The sequence below is a fragment of the Shewanella sp. UCD-FRSSP16_17 genome (genome assembly GCF_001675935.1).
GTDB lineage: Bacteria > Pseudomonadota > Gammaproteobacteria > Enterobacterales > Shewanellaceae > Shewanella > Shewanella japonica.
The window spans coordinates 730,514-746,765 of record NZ_LZFV01000001.1; the positions used below are offsets into that span (position 1 = coordinate 730,514).

The 16,252-nt window shown below is 40.7% G+C and carries 15 protein-coding genes; 7 read left to right on the forward strand and 8 right to left on the reverse strand.

Annotation, left to right across the window (positions count from 1 at the left end; translation table 11 throughout):
- The first annotated feature begins 1 nt into the window (after nucleotide 1).
- The 5 genes from rsxD to A9267_RS03120 all read left to right on the forward strand — a co-directional run bounded on the left by rsxD (nucleotide 2) and on the right by A9267_RS03120 (nucleotide 4,542).
- A complete protein-coding gene (gene rsxD / locus A9267_RS03100; RefSeq protein ID WP_065108194.1) occupies nucleotides 2-1,051 on the forward strand; it encodes an electron transport complex subunit RsxD in 1,050 nt (349 codons plus the stop codon).
- A 23-nt stretch (nucleotides 1,052-1,074) separates the two neighbouring features.
- Nucleotides 1,075-1,710 carry an electron transport complex subunit RsxG gene (gene rsxG, locus A9267_RS03105; RefSeq protein WP_156669091.1) on the forward strand — a complete coding sequence of 212 codons (636 nt, stop codon included), beginning with the start codon at nucleotides 1,075-1,077 and terminating at the stop codon, nucleotides 1,708-1,710.
- The gene (locus A9267_RS03110) at nucleotides 1,703-2,398 is read left to right on the forward strand and encodes an electron transport complex subunit E (RefSeq protein ID WP_055025917.1); all 696 of its coding nucleotides are present in this window, start codon (nucleotides 1,703-1,705) and stop codon (nucleotides 2,396-2,398) included. The genes rsxG and A9267_RS03110 overlap by 8 nt, the downstream gene beginning before the upstream one ends.
- A gap of 3 nt (nucleotides 2,399-2,401) precedes the next feature.
- Nucleotides 2,402-3,034, forward strand: a complete 633-nt coding sequence (nth, locus tag A9267_RS03115; RefSeq protein WP_055025916.1) for an endonuclease III — start codon at nucleotides 2,402-2,404, stop codon at nucleotides 3,032-3,034.
- Nucleotides 3,035-3,303: 269 nt separating this feature from the next.
- The gene (locus A9267_RS03120) at nucleotides 3,304-4,542 is read left to right on the forward strand and encodes a Vgb family protein (protein ID WP_065108195.1); all 1,239 of its coding nucleotides are present in this window, start codon (nucleotides 3,304-3,306) and stop codon (nucleotides 4,540-4,542) included.
- Nucleotides 4,543-4,785: 243 nt separating this feature from the next.
- Here the strand turns inward: A9267_RS03120 and A9267_RS03125 are convergent, their stop codons facing one another.
- Together A9267_RS03125 and A9267_RS03130 are read right to left on the reverse strand one after the other, a co-directional pair.
- Nucleotides 4,786-5,151, reverse strand: a complete 366-nt coding sequence (locus A9267_RS03125) for a DUF4345 family protein (protein WP_065108196.1) — start codon at nucleotides 5,149-5,151, stop codon at nucleotides 4,786-4,788.
- A 38-nt stretch (nucleotides 5,152-5,189) separates the two neighbouring features.
- Entirely contained in the window at nucleotides 5,190-6,080 is an 891-nt protein-coding gene (locus A9267_RS03130) for an AraC family transcriptional regulator (RefSeq protein ID WP_065108452.1), read from the reverse strand.
- A gap of 287 nt (nucleotides 6,081-6,367) precedes the next feature.
- On the opposite strand from A9267_RS03130, the gene A9267_RS03135 reads away from it, so the two are divergent.
- Entirely contained in the window at nucleotides 6,368-7,318 is a 951-nt protein-coding gene (locus A9267_RS03135; protein WP_065108197.1) for an SDR family oxidoreductase, read from the forward strand.
- A gap of 351 nt (nucleotides 7,319-7,669) precedes the next feature.
- Nucleotides 7,670-8,080 carry a lactoylglutathione lyase gene (gloA, locus tag A9267_RS03140; RefSeq protein WP_055025912.1) on the forward strand — a complete coding sequence of 137 codons (411 nt, stop codon included), beginning with the start codon at nucleotides 7,670-7,672 and terminating at the stop codon, nucleotides 8,078-8,080.
- A gap of 74 nt (nucleotides 8,081-8,154) precedes the next feature.
- Here gloA and A9267_RS03145 read toward each other — a convergent pair whose 3' ends face one another.
- The 6 genes from A9267_RS03145 to aspS all read right to left on the reverse strand — a co-directional run bounded on the left by A9267_RS03145 (nucleotide 8,155) and on the right by aspS (nucleotide 16,221).
- Nucleotides 8,155-10,668, reverse strand: coding sequence for a TonB-dependent receptor (locus tag A9267_RS03145; protein WP_065108198.1), 2,514 nt, complete (start codon nucleotides 10,666-10,668; stop codon nucleotides 8,155-8,157).
- A gap of 735 nt (nucleotides 10,669-11,403) precedes the next feature.
- Nucleotides 11,404-12,411, reverse strand: a complete 1,008-nt coding sequence (gene ruvB, locus A9267_RS03155; RefSeq protein WP_055025909.1) for a Holliday junction branch migration DNA helicase RuvB — start codon at nucleotides 12,409-12,411, stop codon at nucleotides 11,404-11,406.
- A 10-nt stretch (nucleotides 12,412-12,421) separates the two neighbouring features.
- On the reverse strand, nucleotides 12,422-13,039 hold the full coding sequence (gene ruvA / locus A9267_RS03160; protein ID WP_065108200.1) for a Holliday junction branch migration protein RuvA: 618 nt from the start codon (nucleotides 13,037-13,039) through the stop codon (nucleotides 12,422-12,424).
- The gene (gene ruvC, locus A9267_RS03165; RefSeq protein ID WP_065108201.1) at nucleotides 13,036-13,557 is read right to left on the reverse strand and encodes a crossover junction endodeoxyribonuclease RuvC; all 522 of its coding nucleotides are present in this window, start codon (nucleotides 13,555-13,557) and stop codon (nucleotides 13,036-13,038) included. The genes ruvA and ruvC overlap by 4 nt, the downstream gene beginning before the upstream one ends.
- A 23-nt stretch (nucleotides 13,558-13,580) precedes the next feature.
- On the reverse strand, nucleotides 13,581-14,327 hold the full coding sequence (locus tag A9267_RS03170) for a YebC/PmpR family DNA-binding transcriptional regulator (protein ID WP_055025906.1): 747 nt from the start codon (nucleotides 14,325-14,327) through the stop codon (nucleotides 13,581-13,583).
- A gap of 112 nt (nucleotides 14,328-14,439) precedes the next feature.
- Nucleotides 14,440-16,221: an aspartate--tRNA ligase gene (gene aspS / locus A9267_RS03175; protein WP_065108202.1), complete on the reverse strand. Its 1,782-nt coding sequence runs from the start codon at nucleotides 16,219-16,221 to the stop codon at nucleotides 14,440-14,442.
- Between the last annotated feature and the right edge of the window lie 31 nt (nucleotides 16,222-16,252).

Consider the following 16,252-nt stretch of genomic DNA (forward strand, 5'->3'; position numbering starts at 1 on the left):
CATGGCATTTAAAATTGCTTCTTCACCCCATGTGAGTACCAATTTGCAAACCAATAAGGTGATGCAAAGAGTCGCGCTATGCCTTATTCCAGGTATTGCAGCGCAAGTTTACTTTTTTGGCATGGGCACCTTGGTGCAAATATTAATTGCCGTTTTGGTTTCATTATCCGCTGAAGCTGCAGTGATGAAATTGAGAAACAAGTCGATAAAAAGTGCGTTATCAGATAACAGCGCCCTAGTTACCGCACTACTTATTGCTGTTGCCATTCCTCCGCTAACGCCTTGGTGGATGACCGTGATTGGCTGTTTATTTGCCATCGTGATCGTTAAACATCTATATGGCGGATTGGGCAATAATATTTTCAACCCTGCAATGGCTGCTTATGTATTGCTGCTTGTTTCATTTCCACTGCAAATGACCAATTGGGTAGCACCTGCAGAACTGACTGCCAACCATGTTGGAATAACAGCGGCTTTAAGCCAAATTTTTGAAATCAGCCCAGCGAGTCTAGATTACTTCAAAATCACGGTTGATGGACACACTATGGCCACGCCATTAGATACGTTTAAAACAGATTTATCTATGGGAATGACCAGTACAGAAAGTCTGCAGCGTAACGTATTTGACGGTATGACAGGTATCGGCTGGTTTTGGGTAAACATGGCTTACCTTCTTGGTGGCTTGGTGATGTTGAAGCTCAAGGTCATTCGCTGGCATATCAGTAGTGCAATATTACTCAGTATTTTTATTTGTTCAGGTTTTGCGTTTTTACTTAACCCTGACACCCATGCAAGCCCGATTCTGCATTTGTTTTCTGGTGGCACAATGTTATGTGCATTTTTCATCGCTACAGATCCTGTAACAGCAGCAACGAGCCCAAAAGGCAGATTACTGTTCGGCGCAATAATTGGCGTGTTAATTTTTGTCATACGCACTTATGGTGGTTACCCTGATGCCGTAGCATTTGCCGTATTATTGGCCAACATGTGCGCACCATTTATTGACTATTACATTCGTCCTCGTTCATATGGCCACCGTGCAGGTAATTAACCTGCGAGCTAACTGGATTATCAATGTTAAAAATTATTTCTAAAAATGGATTATTACTCGGGCTATTTGCGCTGTGTTGTACAGGCCTTGTAGCGTCGGTTAATTTTCTAACTAAAGATACGATTATCGAACAACAACGCAAGCAACTTGTCAGTGTGTTAGAGCAAATCATTCCTAACTCAATGCACAACAATCAACTTACTGATGATTGTATCCTAGTGGCCAATGCTGAATATTTAGGCACAGATGAGCCATTACCCGTTTATATCGCTAAAATGGATCAGCAAGCTGTTGCTCTTGCCATAGAAGCAGTGGCTCCAGATGGCTACAATGGGGATATAAAAATTATTCTTGGTATCAGTAATGACAACGAATTACTGGGTGTTCGTACATTAACTCATCAAGAAACACCTGGCCTTGGCGATAAAATTGAATTTAGAAAATCTGATTGGGTTCTTGGTTTTAGCGGTATGACTTATGACTCTAATTCCAAACCAATGGCAGTTAAAAAAGACGGTGGCGACATTGACCAATTTACAGGTGCGACAATTACTCCTCGTGCTTATGTAGGCGCTATCAATAAAGCACTTGAATTTGTTGAACAACATCGTGATGAGTTGTTATCAACCGTCAATCATTGTGGACGTGAACATGACTAATTATCGTGAAATAGCTTGGCAAGGCTTATGGAAAAATAACCCAGGTTTAGTACAACTATTAGGCTTATGTCCACTGCTGGCAGTCACTGCCACTGTGACAAATGCGTTAGGACTCGGTTTAGCGACGCTATTGGTATTAGTGGGCTCTAACATCTTAGTCTCGTTAGTAAGGGACTATGTACCAAAAGAAATTCGTATACCGGTATTTGTTATGATCATTGCAGCGCTCGTCACCTGCGTGCAATTACTTATCAATGCTTACGCCTATGGTTTGTACCTTTCATTAGGTATATTCTTGCCACTGATTGTCACTAACTGCGTCATTATCGGCCGTGCTGAAGCATTTGCTTCACGTAATAATGTCACCAGTGCTGCATTTGACGGACTCATGATGGGTGTGGGTTTCACAGGTATTCTAGTGGTGCTAGGTGGAATGCGGGAACTACTGGGTCAAGGCACATTATTTGATGGTGCTGAACTCTTACTTGGCGATTGGGCTAGCTCATTAACCATTCAAGTATTTAATGTCGAAAGCCCTTTCCTCTTGGCGATGTTACCACCAGGTGCATTTATCGCCATGGGATTATTGATTGCATTAAAAAATGTCATCGACGCGCAAATTGAAAATAGAAAACCACAACAAGAAACAGAGACAATTGCACGTGCTCGGATAACAAAGGTTAGCTAAGTCATGAACAAACAAAAACGCCATGAAATTTTAACTCGCTTACGGGCAAACAACCCTAAGCCGGAAACAGAACTCAACTTTTCATCACCGTTTGAATTGTTAGTTGCTGTGACTTTGTCGGCACAAGCAACTGATGTCAGTGTTAACAAAGCCACTGACAAACTGTTTCCTGTAGCAAATACTGCCCAGCAAATATACGATCTTGGCGTAGAAGGATTAAAAACCTACATCAAAACTATCGGTCTTTATAATAATAAAGCGATTAATGTCATTAAAGCGTGTGAAATGTTGATAAACCTTCATGGCGGTGAAGTGCCAGAGAACCGTGAAGCATTAGAAGCACTACCTGGTGTCGGTCGTAAAACCGCTAATGTTGTACTCAATACTGCATTTGGCTGGCCTACTATCGCAGTTGATACCCATATTTTCAGAATGGCAAACCGCACTAAGTTTGCCATGGGTAAAAATGTCGACCAAGTAGAAGAAAAAATGCTTAAGGTGACACCTGCTGAATTTAAAGTTGATGTGCATCATTGGTTTATCTTACATGGAAGATATACCTGTATTGCCCGTAAACCTCGTTGCGGCAGTTGCATTATTGAAGATTTATGCGAATTTAAAGATAAAACAGACTAAGGTTTACCAACGTCTTTCAACTATATCGCCTTTGAACGAACAGTATTTTAAACTTTTCAAAGGCGCCCTTCCTCTTAGCCTCCTCTCCACTCAACGATAATTACAAACGCCCTCGATAACGCACCTGTGACTTAATATCACTTGACCAACATAATCAGTCTGTGTGTAAATTAGTGATTGTTTAAACCATCACCGAATATGTTGGCTTAATAAGCAGTTACATTTTGGGTGCATAGTGGATACTCAATCAACGTGATTAGGGGGCTTCAGTGGGACATCAGCAAAGCAATTTACAGCGACTAGCTTCATTAACTGCATTATTTACCTTAACGTTAAGCTCAGCGCCGGTGTTAAGTGATGATCAAGCAAAAATGGTTAACCAGCTATGCTCGAGCTGCCATGGCATTAACAATATTGATCGCAGTGCTGGGTATTCACAAGTTCATTGGCAGTCACTTATATCATCCATGGTTAAACTAGATCCTAATTCTGTCAGTCAAATTAGTAAATATCTTGCCAATAACAACCCGCCTAGTGACAAACGAGCTTCGACAGTAGTCGATGGTGACATTGAGTTACAATTTACCTACTGGCAAGTCCCCACACTGGGCCAGCGAGCAAGGGATCCAATTCAAGGAAAAAATGGCATTATTTGGTGGGTCGGACAATGGGGGAATATCCTTGGGCGACTGGATCCCAAAACAGGTGAAATGAAGGAATACCCTCTGCCTGAAGGCACCTTCCCCCACAGCGTATCCTTAGATAAAAACCTAACGCCTTGGTTTCTTGGGAATAAAAATGGCACAGTGGGTTATTTAGACCTCGAAACAGAAAAGTTTACCGTGTTTAACATGCCTGACAAAAACGCTCGCGATCCTCATACTGGTGTATTCGATGATAACGGCATTTTTTGGTTTACCCTCCAACACAGTAATATGATTGGCCAATTAAATCCTATAAATGGCGACATTAAGCTTGTTTCATTGCCAAGTAAAAAATCTCGCCCCTATGGCATTAAACTCGACTCGACAGGTACACCTTGGGTCTCATGTAATGGCTCAAACTGTCTGATTAAAGTAGACAAGCAATCTATGGCTTTAGATGAAATTCGCTTGCCTGGTGATCAGACTCATACGCGTCGTCTCGCAATTACTCCTGATGATATGGTGTTTTATGTCAATTCAGGCATGGGAAAACTCGGCAGGTATAACCCTAAAACAGGGGAAATAACACAATGGGATACGCCTAGTGGTCAATATAGTCATCCTTATGCAATAGAGTATGCAAATGATGCAATTTGGTTTAATGAATCCGCTAAAAGACCAGAGACACTAGTCAGATTTGATCTTAAAAATGAAACCATGCAAAGCTGGCAAATTCCTAGTAAGGATGGGGTTTATTCAGGACTTATCCGGCACATGAGGATGGGAGAAAATGGTCTAATTATTCATCAAACAGCGACTAATCAAATAGCCGAAGTGACTTGGACTCAAGCTAATAAAGACTAAAGTGAATAAGGCTAAAGCGAACGAGATTAATGTTAATAGCACTAAAGTTAATAGCACTAAAGTTAATGGTGCTAACTAGCCTTAAATAAAAGCTTCAAACCTGAAAGCTATTATTCTTATTATTAGCAGAAAATAGCTTTAGGTTTAGGCTTGTTTTATGTCTTTATAGGACCATTAAGATAAACTTAGCCTTGCCGCTCCATGCGCTTAAGCGACTGATTTATTTCAGCTACAATAAATTATTTAACTTCGTGTTTTAATCGTCCACCAAACTAAAGGCACTAACATCACAAGTTCTATTGCGACATTGACCCATTGTTTAGGTACAGAGCCATCAAGCACAATACCAATAAGCCTTGCTATTAACAAACCAATGAGTAGCGAGGTTAGTGTTGCAGAAACAGTCGCTTGCCATGGCGTTAATTGAAAATGAAACTGAAGCAAAAGCCCTGCACCAATAAATAACCCCCACCAGATCCGTCGCTCAACAGCGTTAAACGTATCGTTTGGAATAGGTTTATTACTCACTAACTCTGGGTTAGCTGACAGCACTAACCCAATCAAAAGGAGTATAAAACCCAGCCCTCTGATAAGTATTCTATCTTCCATCATGACTCCTGATTAGATGCAGCAAGGCATCAAACTCATTACACTATTGCCCCTTGTGGTAGCTCTGTAGTTTGGCTCCACTGTTTAGGTGATTGTCCGTACAATCGTTTAAACTCACGACTGAATTGCGAAGAACTTTGATAGCCAACAGCCATTGCTGCAACATTTACACTCACTCCTGTAGCAATTTTCATTGCAGCGGTATTCAACCGCATTGTTTTTACAAATTGAATCGGCGACATGGCAGTTGCTTGCTTAAATTTTCGATGTAACACTGCGCGGCTCATACCTACCTGTTCAGCCATCTCTTCAATCGTGACAGATTCATGTAAACGTGATGAAAGGTATTCGATTGAACGTGCTATCTCATTTCCGACTCCGAATGCTGCTCGCGCAGCTTCGCCTGCATCGCCTTTTAGTACCGCAAAATATAATTCTCTCAGTCGGCTTGCAGCCAGAACCGCAATATCAAGTTCACTACCTTGTAGTTGTAGAAGACGCAGTAACGCATCTGTAAACGTGTCATCCCAACGCGCTAAAGATAAGCCTTGAGAGCCTGTTTTATATTTATTTTTGTGCCCCCCACTCGCTGCCATTTCAATGCTAAGTTCAGTCATCGTTTTTGTATCTAGTGATATCATCACTCCTAATAACGGATTATCAGGTGATGCTGTTGGGGTTCCTGCTTCAACTGGCATAGATATAGGGCAACACATATAACGATTTTCATCATATATAATATGTTTACCATCTAATATGGCTTGTTTAGCACCACTAATAATCGCAATAACGCAAGGTTCGTAGACAGCAGGTGCACAGCGCATAGATTCAGTCACGCGAAACAGTTGCACGCCTTTTATCCCAGTCTCTATTACACCATCTTGCGTGATTTTAGCTTCTATTAATCGTTTAATTTCTGATTTACTCATAAATGTCTTCTTAGTGGCACAAACTACAATCGCTAAGCTGCTAATTGCCACAGCTACAATAAATAAAGCCATGTTTTGCTTGTTTTCATGTAACTCAAAAGTAGCACTGAAAAACAGCCAACTCAACAAGGTGATACAAATAGGCATATTTTAGAGACTATATCGCCTAGTTAGCGCCAAAAGTGAGAGTTATAGTAGCGTCATCAGTTCATTAAACAGACACCTTAATGAACAAGAAACTCATTTTACTATTCACGATGCACACGCCATCGCCTTAGGAGAAACACATGTCACACAACAATCCATTTGGTGCTATGGGCTGGACACCAACACAGTTAGGTTCACTTTTAGGTAAAACCTATCTCATCACAGGCGCTAATGCAGGAGCAGGATTTCAAGCTTCTAGAATACTATTATCTAAAGGCGCTAAAGTGATAATGCTTAATCGTAACCCAGAAAAATCCTCTGCAGCGATAGCAAAATTAAAGCAAGAATTTAGCTCAGAAGCCGATGTTAGTTTTATCAAACTTGATCTCGCTGAACTTAAATCTGTTCGAGGTGCAGCTCAAAGCATCCTTGAAACAGTAACAAAGATAGATGCCCTCATTTGTAATGGCGCCATAGCACAGATTGCTAAGCAAGAATTCACTAAAGACGGTTTTGAGAGTCAGTTGGGTGTAAATCATTACGGTCATTTTTTACTGTGCGGCTTACTGTTTAACAAAATTGAAGCATCTAAAGGACGCATTGTGGTTGTTGCGAGTGAAGGATATAAGATGGGGCTTAAAACAATTCAGTTTAATGATATGAATTGGGATAAAAACTATCATCCAAACAAAACTTATTGTCATAGTAAATTAGCGCAGATGATGTTTGCGTATGAATTACAAAACAAAATCGCCGCCGCGAATAAGCATGTTGAAGTATATGTTTGCCACCCTGGTGCATCAAATACTTCACTGATTAACGAAAAAGTAAACCTGTTTACTCGCGCATCATGGTCGATGATGGTCAAACTTGGCTTAGTTCAAACCGCTGAGCAAGGTGCTTATCCTGAAGTCATGTGTGCCACTGAACAATCCATTGCGCAACGTGCATACTATGGGCCTTCAGGAAGGTGGAATTGGGTTGGCCCTGTTGGCGAGTGTAAGCTTGAATCCTTTGCTACAGATGCATCTGTTTTAAGCAAGCTGTGGACAGTATCAGAACAACAAACTGCTTTCAATTGGGAATTTTAGCGTTAGTAAGCTCTTCATAAAATATTAACACTCACTTGAAATTCAGCCACAAAAAAACCGCGTTAAGCGGTTTCTTTTGGCTACTTGAATAATGCTCTTAAAACATTGAAACAAAGAAAGCACTAAAACAAATTACGATTACCACTGAGGTACCAAGAGCCATTTTTATTTCTGTTGTCATTATCTTGTCTCCAAATGAATATAAATTAATTTTAGCGTGTCTAAACATTTTTCCTACCTTTTAGAGGTAATTATGTGAACTCAAACAGTAAAATGGCACGCTAAATCAATTTTTTAACAGGCTTAAAATTTGTTACCCTAAACAAAACAACTAACTACAAAGAGTTTATTATGTCGCAATTGCTCCACACCATGATAAGAGTCGGTAATCTTGAACGCAGTATTGAGTTTTATACCCAGGTTATGGGGATGACATTACTGAGAAAATCTGAAAATGCCCAATATGAATATACCCTCGCCTTTGTTGGTTTTGGTGAAGAATCTACTGGTCAAGCGGTGATCGAATTAACTTATAATTGGGGCACTGATAGCTATGATTTAGGTAATGGCTTTGGTCACCTTGCTATTGGTGAAGAAGATATTTATGAACGCTGTAAAGCAATTGAAGCTGCTGGCGGAAAAATCACTCGTGCACCTGGCCCTGTAGCCGGTGGCACAACTGAAATCGCGTTCGTTGAAGATCCAGATGGTTATAAAATTGAACTGATTCAAAAGAAAGCCATGAGCGAAGGATTAGGTTAATTCGTTAATGATTTAGCTTTATATTCAACAAAAAAGCCAGCAAATGCTGGCTTTTTTGATGGAATAAACTTCGATTAGAAGTTCATTGTTACTCCAACAAAGTATGTACGACCGATAGTGTCGTAAACTTCTGGTACTGTACCACCGTCACTACCGTTAGACACTCTTGATGGTTCTTCATCAGTTAAGTTTTTAACACCACCACTTAACATCCAAGAATCATTGATAAAGTAGCTAGCTGAAATGTTGTGATAAAGAATTGAATCAACTTTAGTGCCAGCACTTAAGTCATCCATTTCACCGATATAACGGTTGAAGTACATTACACTCCAATCATCTTGACCTGCTTTGATACTAAAGTTGTTACGTACTTGAGCGTATGCGCCGAAGTTACCGTCGATAGTATTAGTGTAGTCAATGCCATCTTGCTCAAAGTTTAACAAGTAAGTTGTATCGTTACTGACTGTCCAATCTAAGTTTAGCGCGTCAAAGCGGTAAGCTAAGTTGAAATCAATACCACTTGTGTCTTGGTAACCTACGTTGGTTAATGAGTTTGTTAAGTTAGACAAATCTCCATTTGAACCAATGTTGAATAGCTCACAAGTTGCTTGGTCGCCGTTGTAACATGCATTAAGACCTGCTTGAGTATCTAAACGCGTAATTGCGTTTTTAACTTTAAAGCGCCAGTAATCTAACGTTAATGACATGCCATCGATGTAGCTAGGCGAGTAAACTAGACCTGCTGTGTAAGACTCTGATTCTTCTGGTTGTAGATCTTCATCTGATGTGTAGTTAACCAAGATTTGCTCATCTTGCTCATTACCCCATGGATCTTCTAAGTAATCGTAAGAACCTGAGTTACCACCGTATAGCTCGCTCACACTTGGAGCACGGAAACCGGTTGCCGCAACGGTACGGATCATTAAGTCGTCTGTTGCTTCGTAGGTTAAACCAATTTTCCAAGTTGATGCATTACCAAATGTAGAGTAATCATCAAAGCGTAATGCGAATTCACCGGTTAGTTTTTCAGTAAACGGTACGCTCACTTCTTGGAAGATAGAGAAAACATTGTAGCTGCCATCTGTTGGATCTTGCTGGGCTGCTGTACCTTCACCAGCAACGATAATTGGATCAGGATTGTAATAGCCGCTTTCATAGCGGTATTCAGCACCAACTGCGAAAGCTACTGGACCTGCATCTAAGTCAAATAACTCACCGTTTAAGCCCGCAGAGAATACATGCTGCTCGTTACCACCATTAGCTTTTTCTGTGTACGCAACACTGTCTAATAACGCTTGGTCAGTCATCGGTTGACCTGTTAACCACGCATCTTGATCAGCATAAATAGCATCAGCCATTAATGTTGCATTAATCGAGTTTTCTACAGAGGTATCTGCTTTGTTATTACCATAGGTATAAGATACATCCCAGTTCATACCAGTGTTGATATCTAAAGAACCTTCAAGGCCAGCAGAAACTCTCCAAGTATCAGTATCTTGACTGTAAATACGTGGACCAACATCATTCATACGCTTACGGTAGTCGATTTGACCGTCATCATTAGGAGCCATACCAGCATCAATCATGTCTTGATCAAGTTCAAAACACTTAGCTGGATCATCACCCGGCTGACAAACATCTAATGCTAAAATTGCAGGTTGAGCTGCTAGCTGCTGATTCGACTTACGTTTAGTGTAAAGAATATCACCAGTTAAAATAATGTCATTACCTAGCTCTTGCGTCATGTTTGCAAATAAGCTGTAACGTTTGCTTGGTGTTTGATAGAAACTGTCTTGAGTGAAGTCATAGCCTTCTTCACGATCAACCCAGTTACCATCAGCATCTTTAACCATGCCATCTAAAGAACCATTTGGCGTAGTAGAACTGTTACCTGGATCGGTCCAATCACGATCCGATTGAATAACACCTCTACGCTCAGAGTATGCAGCACCAAACGTATAGTTACCTGTATCGGTGTTAAAACCATATAGTGCACTGATTTCGCCGTTTTCACCGTCGCTCTTATCAGTCATGCCGCCTTGAACGTCTACTTGGAAACCTTCAAAGTCTTTCTTAGTGATAATGTTAACTACACCAGCAATCGCATCAGAACCATAAACAGCTGAAGCGCCATCTTTTAGAATCTCGACACGCGAAATCATTGCAACTGGAATTGCGTTTAAGTCAACTGAGCTATCAGCACCAGAACCTGAGTTAACCATACGACGGCCGTTAAGCAATACTAATGTACGTTGTGAGCCCATACCACGAAGGTCGACTTGAGCAACACCGTCAGAACCGTTGTTGGTGCTTGAACCAACTGCAGCACCAGCCATTGACGTTTGAGCCTGAAGTAGCTCATCGACTGTTGTAAAACCTTCTGAACGAATCGCAGCAGCATCAATCACAGTGACTGGAGAAGCAGTTTCCATGTCTTGACGTTGAATACGGGAGCCAGTAACTGCAATTCTTTCTACGTTAGCTGATTCTTCTTCAGCATAAGCACTTACCGATACGGCTGAAGCAGCGGAAACTGAGGCTAATAAAGCCACGTTTATGCTGTTTGATAGTTTTGATCTTTTAATCATTTGTTGCTCCCTGGTGATATCTTTTCTTATTCTGTTTACGCAAATAAATAAATATTTAAAATTGCGTTGGCCTAGATACTGAATAACCAGAGATATTTCGTCAAACCACGAAGTTGTAACTTTTAAGCCATTTTTTGTTAATAAATATGCACTACGATTGTAATCAAAAATAAGTGATCTACATCCCAAAACACCTTCAATTTAAATAAGCAGGATAAAAAACTATTTAATTGCAAATTGTTCAGCATTAATCACTGGTGTCGTTATAACATTTTTTAAACTTACTTCTAACCAAAAGTGTGACCTAGATCACACAAATATATTGAACCATGATTGGAGAATCGTTAATTAATTCAGAATTGGTTCAGCTACTGGATAGTTTTACTCAGAAAACGCTGAAAGCACCGCCACAACTAGCATTCAAGGATTATCAAATAATGATGTCTATTTCATCAGCATTATTATTAACAATGGAGGGTAATTATTTTGAGTTAGTTGTACTAATTACGAATTGATATATTGGCACAATCAATAAGATATTTTTACATTGGAGATATATACTGCCTAGGTATAACAAATCAGCAACAACATGCTGAAGAAAAATATTTTTTGAATGAATTTTACACAGTAGCAATTGTTATAAAATTGATAACAATCACTTTTGAATAGTTATTCACTTTTTAAAAACATAAAAAAAGGAAAGCTAATGCTTTCCCTTTTAAAAATGTTAACACTTTATTCTGCTGGTTTTATTATATCAAAGTGTTGATAAGCTCTATCTGTTGCAATACGACCTCGAGGTGTTCGTTGAATAAAGCCTTGTTGAATCAAAAATGGTTCTAATACATCTTCAATTGTTTCTCTGTCCTCACCAATAGCAGCTGCAAGGTTGTCTAAACCAACAGGCCCGCCCATGAACTTATCAATAATGGCTAACAATAGCTTTCTGTCTAAATAGTCAAAGCCCTCTAAATCGACATCGAGTAAGTCCAGCGCTTTTTTAGCCACATCTTCAGTAACAAAACCATTATGTTTAACTTCAGCGTAATCTCTAACGCGTCTTAATAAACGATTGGCAATTCGAGGGGTACCTCTAGAGCGTTTGGCTATTTCAAAAGCGCCAGCTTCATCAATCGGTAACTCCATCACCTTGGCAGAGCGAGTCACAATGGTGCACAAATCTTTGACGTTATAAAACTCTAGCCTTAACGGTATACCGAAACGCGCTCTTAATGGCGATGTTAATGCCCCTGCTCTAGTTGTCGCACCAATTAAAGAAAATGGCGGTAAATCCAGTTTAATTGAACGAGCCGCGGGCCCTTCACCAATCATAATATCCAGTTGATAATCTTCCATAGCAGGATATAAGATTTCTTCAACAACTGGACTTAAACGATGAATTTCATCGATAAACAACACATCGCCATGCTCAAGGTTAGTTAGTAGAGCGGCTAAATCGCCTGCTTTTTCAAGAACCGGCCCAGAAGTTGATTTGATATTAACGCCCATTTCATTGGCAACAATCATTGCTAACGTCGTCTTACCCAATCCTGGAGGACCGAATATCAACATATGATCCAGCGCTTCTTCACGTTTCAGTGCAGCCTCAATAAAAACTTTAAGCTGCGCACGAGTATCATCTTGCCCTGTGTAATCATCGAGCATTTTCGGCCGCATAGCACGGTCAATATGCACTTCTTGCTCAAACTCTTGTGGCTGAATTAAACGATCCGCTTCTATCATTGTTGCCTCTTTATAGCATTGACTTTAATGCAGCCTTAATCAGGACTTCGCTGCTCATACCGTCAGTGTATGCACTTAATACAGCTTTACTCGCTTGTGCTGGTTTATAGCCTAGAGAAACAAGTGCTGCAATGGCATCTTCTTCTGCATTGTTTTCAACAACTGCTGGCTTATAGTTACTCTGTAAAGCAAACTCGCGCTCAGATCCAACAGAGGCCTCTAGTAAGCTTTTAAGCTTATCTCGCATCTCAACCACTAAACGCTCTGCCGTTTTTTTACCGACTCCAGGTAACTTAACTAAAGTGACTATATCATCTCGTTCGACACAATTAACAAACTCCGCCGCCGTCATACCGGACAATATTGTTAAGGCGAGTTTAGGACCAACACCGTTAGTTTTAATTAATAACCTAAATAACGCCCGCTCTTGCTTGGTTATAAAACCATACAAAAGCTGTGCATCTTCACGCACCACAAAGTGGGTGAATAACATTGCTTGTTGATTTAACTCAGGGAGCTCATAGAAACTGGTCATAGGTACCTGTAACTCATAACCTACACCATTTACATCCAACACGATTTCCGGTGCTTGTTTCTCAACAACCAACCCACTTAATCTTCCTATCATTTATAACGTCCGTATGTTCGGCTATGGGCTTTACCGCCCATTGCAATTAAACTTTGAAAAGTATGATGATGGCAAACGGCAACACCCAATGCATCAGCGGCATCTGCTTGCGGGGCAGCTGGCAATTTGAAAATTTGTTGGATCATGTGCTGAACTTGCTCTTTTTGGGCGCGTCCAGTACCAACAACTGCACTTTTGATCTGAGTTGCACTGTATTCAGCAACGGGTAAGTTGGCGTTCATAGCTGCAACAATTGCTACTCCTCTCGCCTGGCCGAGTTTGAGTGCTGAATCGGCATTTTTAGCCATAAACACACGTTCAATGGCAAATTGATCTGGCTGATACTGTTTAATGATTTCTGTTATACCATCAAAAACTTGCTTGAGTCTTGTGGGTAAATCATCGGCAGAAGTTCGAATACAGCCACTACCAAGATAGCGTTGTTGGCGACCTTGGCATTGAATAACGCCGTAACCTGTGATCCTAGAGCCTGGGTCAATGCCCAATATAATTGTCATGGTTTACCCATTGCTTGAGCGTGTTAACCCAAGGTCTCCATTACTTCATCTGAAATTTCAGCATTATGATATACCTCTTGAACATCATCATGATCTTCAAGGTTATCAATTAAGCGCATAAATTTAGCAGCTGTATCCGCATCTAATTCAGCTTTAGTTCCTGCAATCATAGTCACTTCAGCATTAATCGCTTCAAAGCCTGCTGCATCTAATGCATCTTTTACCACACCAAAAGCATCCGGCGTAGTCATGACATCAAATGCGCCATTGTCATGGGTGATAACATCTTCCGCACCCGCTTCTAATGCAGCATCCATCAATTCATCTTCGTCGATATTTGCATCATAAGAAATGACACCGGACTTAGTAAACATATAAGCAACTGAACCATCAGTACCTAAGTTACCACCCGATTTACTGAACGCATTACGCACACCTGATACGGTTCGGTTTTTATTATCAGTCATGGTTTCAACCATCACTGCAGTACCGCCTGGTCCATAACCTTCATAAATGATGGTATCGAGTTGTTGCCCATCCAGCTCACCAGCCCCACGTTTAACAGCACGTTCGACTGTATCACGGGTCATGTTATTGGATAAGGCTTTATCAATCGCGGCTCGCAGTCTCGGGTTTGCATCAGGATCTGAACCACCTTCACGTGCCGATACTGTTAACTCTCGGATAAATTTACTGAAAAGTTTTCCTCGTTTTGCATCTTGCGCTGCTTTACGATGTTTAATGTTGTCCCATTTACTGTGACCTGCCATTACGACTCCTTCAGTTATTTTGTTCTATATAAAAACAGACCGAGGCAATTGCCTCGGTTTGTCATTTAATGCTTGATGTCGACATACAAAAAAATCGACTTAATCATTAAGCTTACTCGTCAGCAGCAGGTTTCTCTTGAGGAATGACACTCACACCTAACTCAACCAGTTGTTGTGGATTGGCAAATCCTGGAGCATTGGTTAGTGGGCATGCTGCCGTTGTTGTTTTAGGGAATGCCATCACATCACGAATTGAGCTTGCTCCGGTCATCAACATAATAATGCGATCTAAACCAAAGGCTAAACCAGCATGTGGTGGTGTACCGTAACGTAACGCTTCTAATAAGAAACCAAACTTCTCGTTTGCTTCTTCGTCTGAAATACCTAAGATGCGGAATACTGCACTTTGCATTTCTGCATTGTGGATACGGACTGAACCGCCACCTAATTCGCAACCATTAAGTACCATGTCATAAGCATCAGAAACAGTACCAGCTGGATCGGCTTCTAATTGCTCAGGCGAAACACCACGTGGTGCGGTAAATGGATGGTGAACAGCATGGAAGCCACCATTTATTTTTTCGAACATAGGGAAATCGACAACCCATAATGGACGCCATTCACCTTCTAACAACTCAAAGTCTTCACCGGCTTTAAGACGTAATGCGCCCATGGCTTCCGCAACTACGTTAGCTTTATCTGCACCAAATAAAATAATGTCACCAGTTTGTGCATTAGTGCGAGCAATAATTTCATTAACGATGTCTTCGTTCAAGAATTTAAGCACAGGAGATTGGATACCTTCCATACCAGCACTTAAATCATTGATTTTCATCCACGCTAAACCTTTAGCACCGTAAATGCCGACATATTTAGTGTAGTTATCAATCTGTTTACGAGACAGTGATGCACCTGTTGGAATACGTAATGCTGCTACACGGCCTTCTTCATCATTTGCAGGACCACTGAATACTGCAAATTCAACGTCTTTTAATACGTCAGCAACGTCCACTAATTCAAGCGGGTTACGTAAATCAGGCTTATCTGAACCATATCTTGTCATTGCTTCTGCATATGACATTCTTGGAAATTCGCCCAAATCTACATTCAGTAAATCGTTAAATAAACCGCGAACCATTTCTTCCGTTTTTGCCATCACTTGCTCAGATGACATAAATGACGTTTCGATATCAATTTGAGTAAATTCAGGCTGACGATCAGCACGTAAATCTTCGTCACGGAAACATTTTACGATTTGGTAATATCTATCAAAGCCCGACATCATTAACAATTGCTTAAACAATTGTGGAGACTGAGGCAAAGCAAAGAACTGACCTTTATAAGTACGACTAGGTACTAAATAATCACGCGCACCTTCAGGTGTGGCTTTGGTTAATATTGGTGTTTCAATATCTAAAAAGCCACTGTCATCTAAAAAGCGACGAACAGCGCTAGTCACTTTTGAGCGGAAAACCAAACGATCAGCCATTTCTGGGCGACGTAAATCTAGGTAGCGATATTTTAAGCGTTGTTCTTCACTATTGTTTTGGTGATTATCCATGCTCAGTGGTAATGGCGCTGAAGTATTGATAATGGTTAGGTCTTTACCTAATACTTCAATTTCCCCAGTTTTCATCTGCGCATTGATTTGGCTATCAGGACGCGCACGTACTAAGCCTTTAACTTGCACACAGAATTCACCGCGTAGACTGCTGGCCACCTTGAACACATCTTCTAAGTCAGGATCGTATACAACCTGAACAATCCCTTCTCTGTCACGAAGGTCTAAAAATATAACACCGCCTAAATCACGGCTACGGTTAACCCAACCGACTAAGGTGACTTCTTGACCAAGATGAGACTTATTGACGTCTCCACAATAATGACTGCGCATTTAACTCTACCCTTTATTCGGAAATAGGTGT

Coding starts and splice junctions, on each gene's coding strand:
- gloA (WP_055025912.1), top strand. CDS start 7,670: ATGTCGCAATTGCTCCACACCATGATAAGAGTCGGTAATCTTGAACGC.
- A9267_RS03110 (WP_055025917.1), top strand. CDS start 1,703: ATGACTAATTATCGTGAAATAGCTTGGCAAGGCTTATGGAAAAATAAC.
- ruvA (WP_065108200.1), bottom strand. CDS start 13,039: ATGATAGGAAGATTAAGTGGGTTGGTTGTTGAGAAACAAGCACCGGAA.
- aspS (WP_065108202.1), bottom strand. CDS start 16,221: ATGCGCAGTCATTATTGTGGAGACGTCAATAAGTCTCATCTTGGTCAA.
- rsxD (WP_065108194.1), top strand. CDS start 2: ATGGCATTTAAAATTGCTTCTTCACCCCATGTGAGTACCAATTTGCAA.
- ruvB (WP_055025909.1), bottom strand. CDS start 12,411: ATGATAGAAGCGGATCGTTTAATTCAGCCACAAGAGTTTGAGCAAGAA.
- A9267_RS03130 (WP_065108452.1), bottom strand. CDS start 6,080: ATGAGTAAATCAGAAATTAAACGATTAATAGAAGCTAAAATCACGCAA.
- rsxG (WP_156669091.1), top strand. CDS start 1,075: ATGTTAAAAATTATTTCTAAAAATGGATTATTACTCGGGCTATTTGCG.
- A9267_RS03170 (WP_055025906.1), bottom strand. CDS start 14,327: ATGGCAGGTCACAGTAAATGGGACAACATTAAACATCGTAAAGCAGCG.
- A9267_RS03125 (WP_065108196.1), bottom strand. CDS start 5,151: ATGGAAGATAGAATACTTATCAGAGGGCTGGGTTTTATACTCCTTTTG.
- A9267_RS03135 (WP_065108197.1), top strand. CDS start 6,368: ATGTCACACAACAATCCATTTGGTGCTATGGGCTGGACACCAACACAG.
- nth (WP_055025916.1), top strand. CDS start 2,402: ATGAACAAACAAAAACGCCATGAAATTTTAACTCGCTTACGGGCAAAC.
- ruvC (WP_065108201.1), bottom strand. CDS start 13,557: ATGACAATTATATTGGGCATTGACCCAGGCTCTAGGATCACAGGTTAC.
- A9267_RS03145 (WP_065108198.1), bottom strand. CDS start 10,668: ATGATTAAAAGATCAAAACTATCAAACAGCATAAACGTGGCTTTATTA.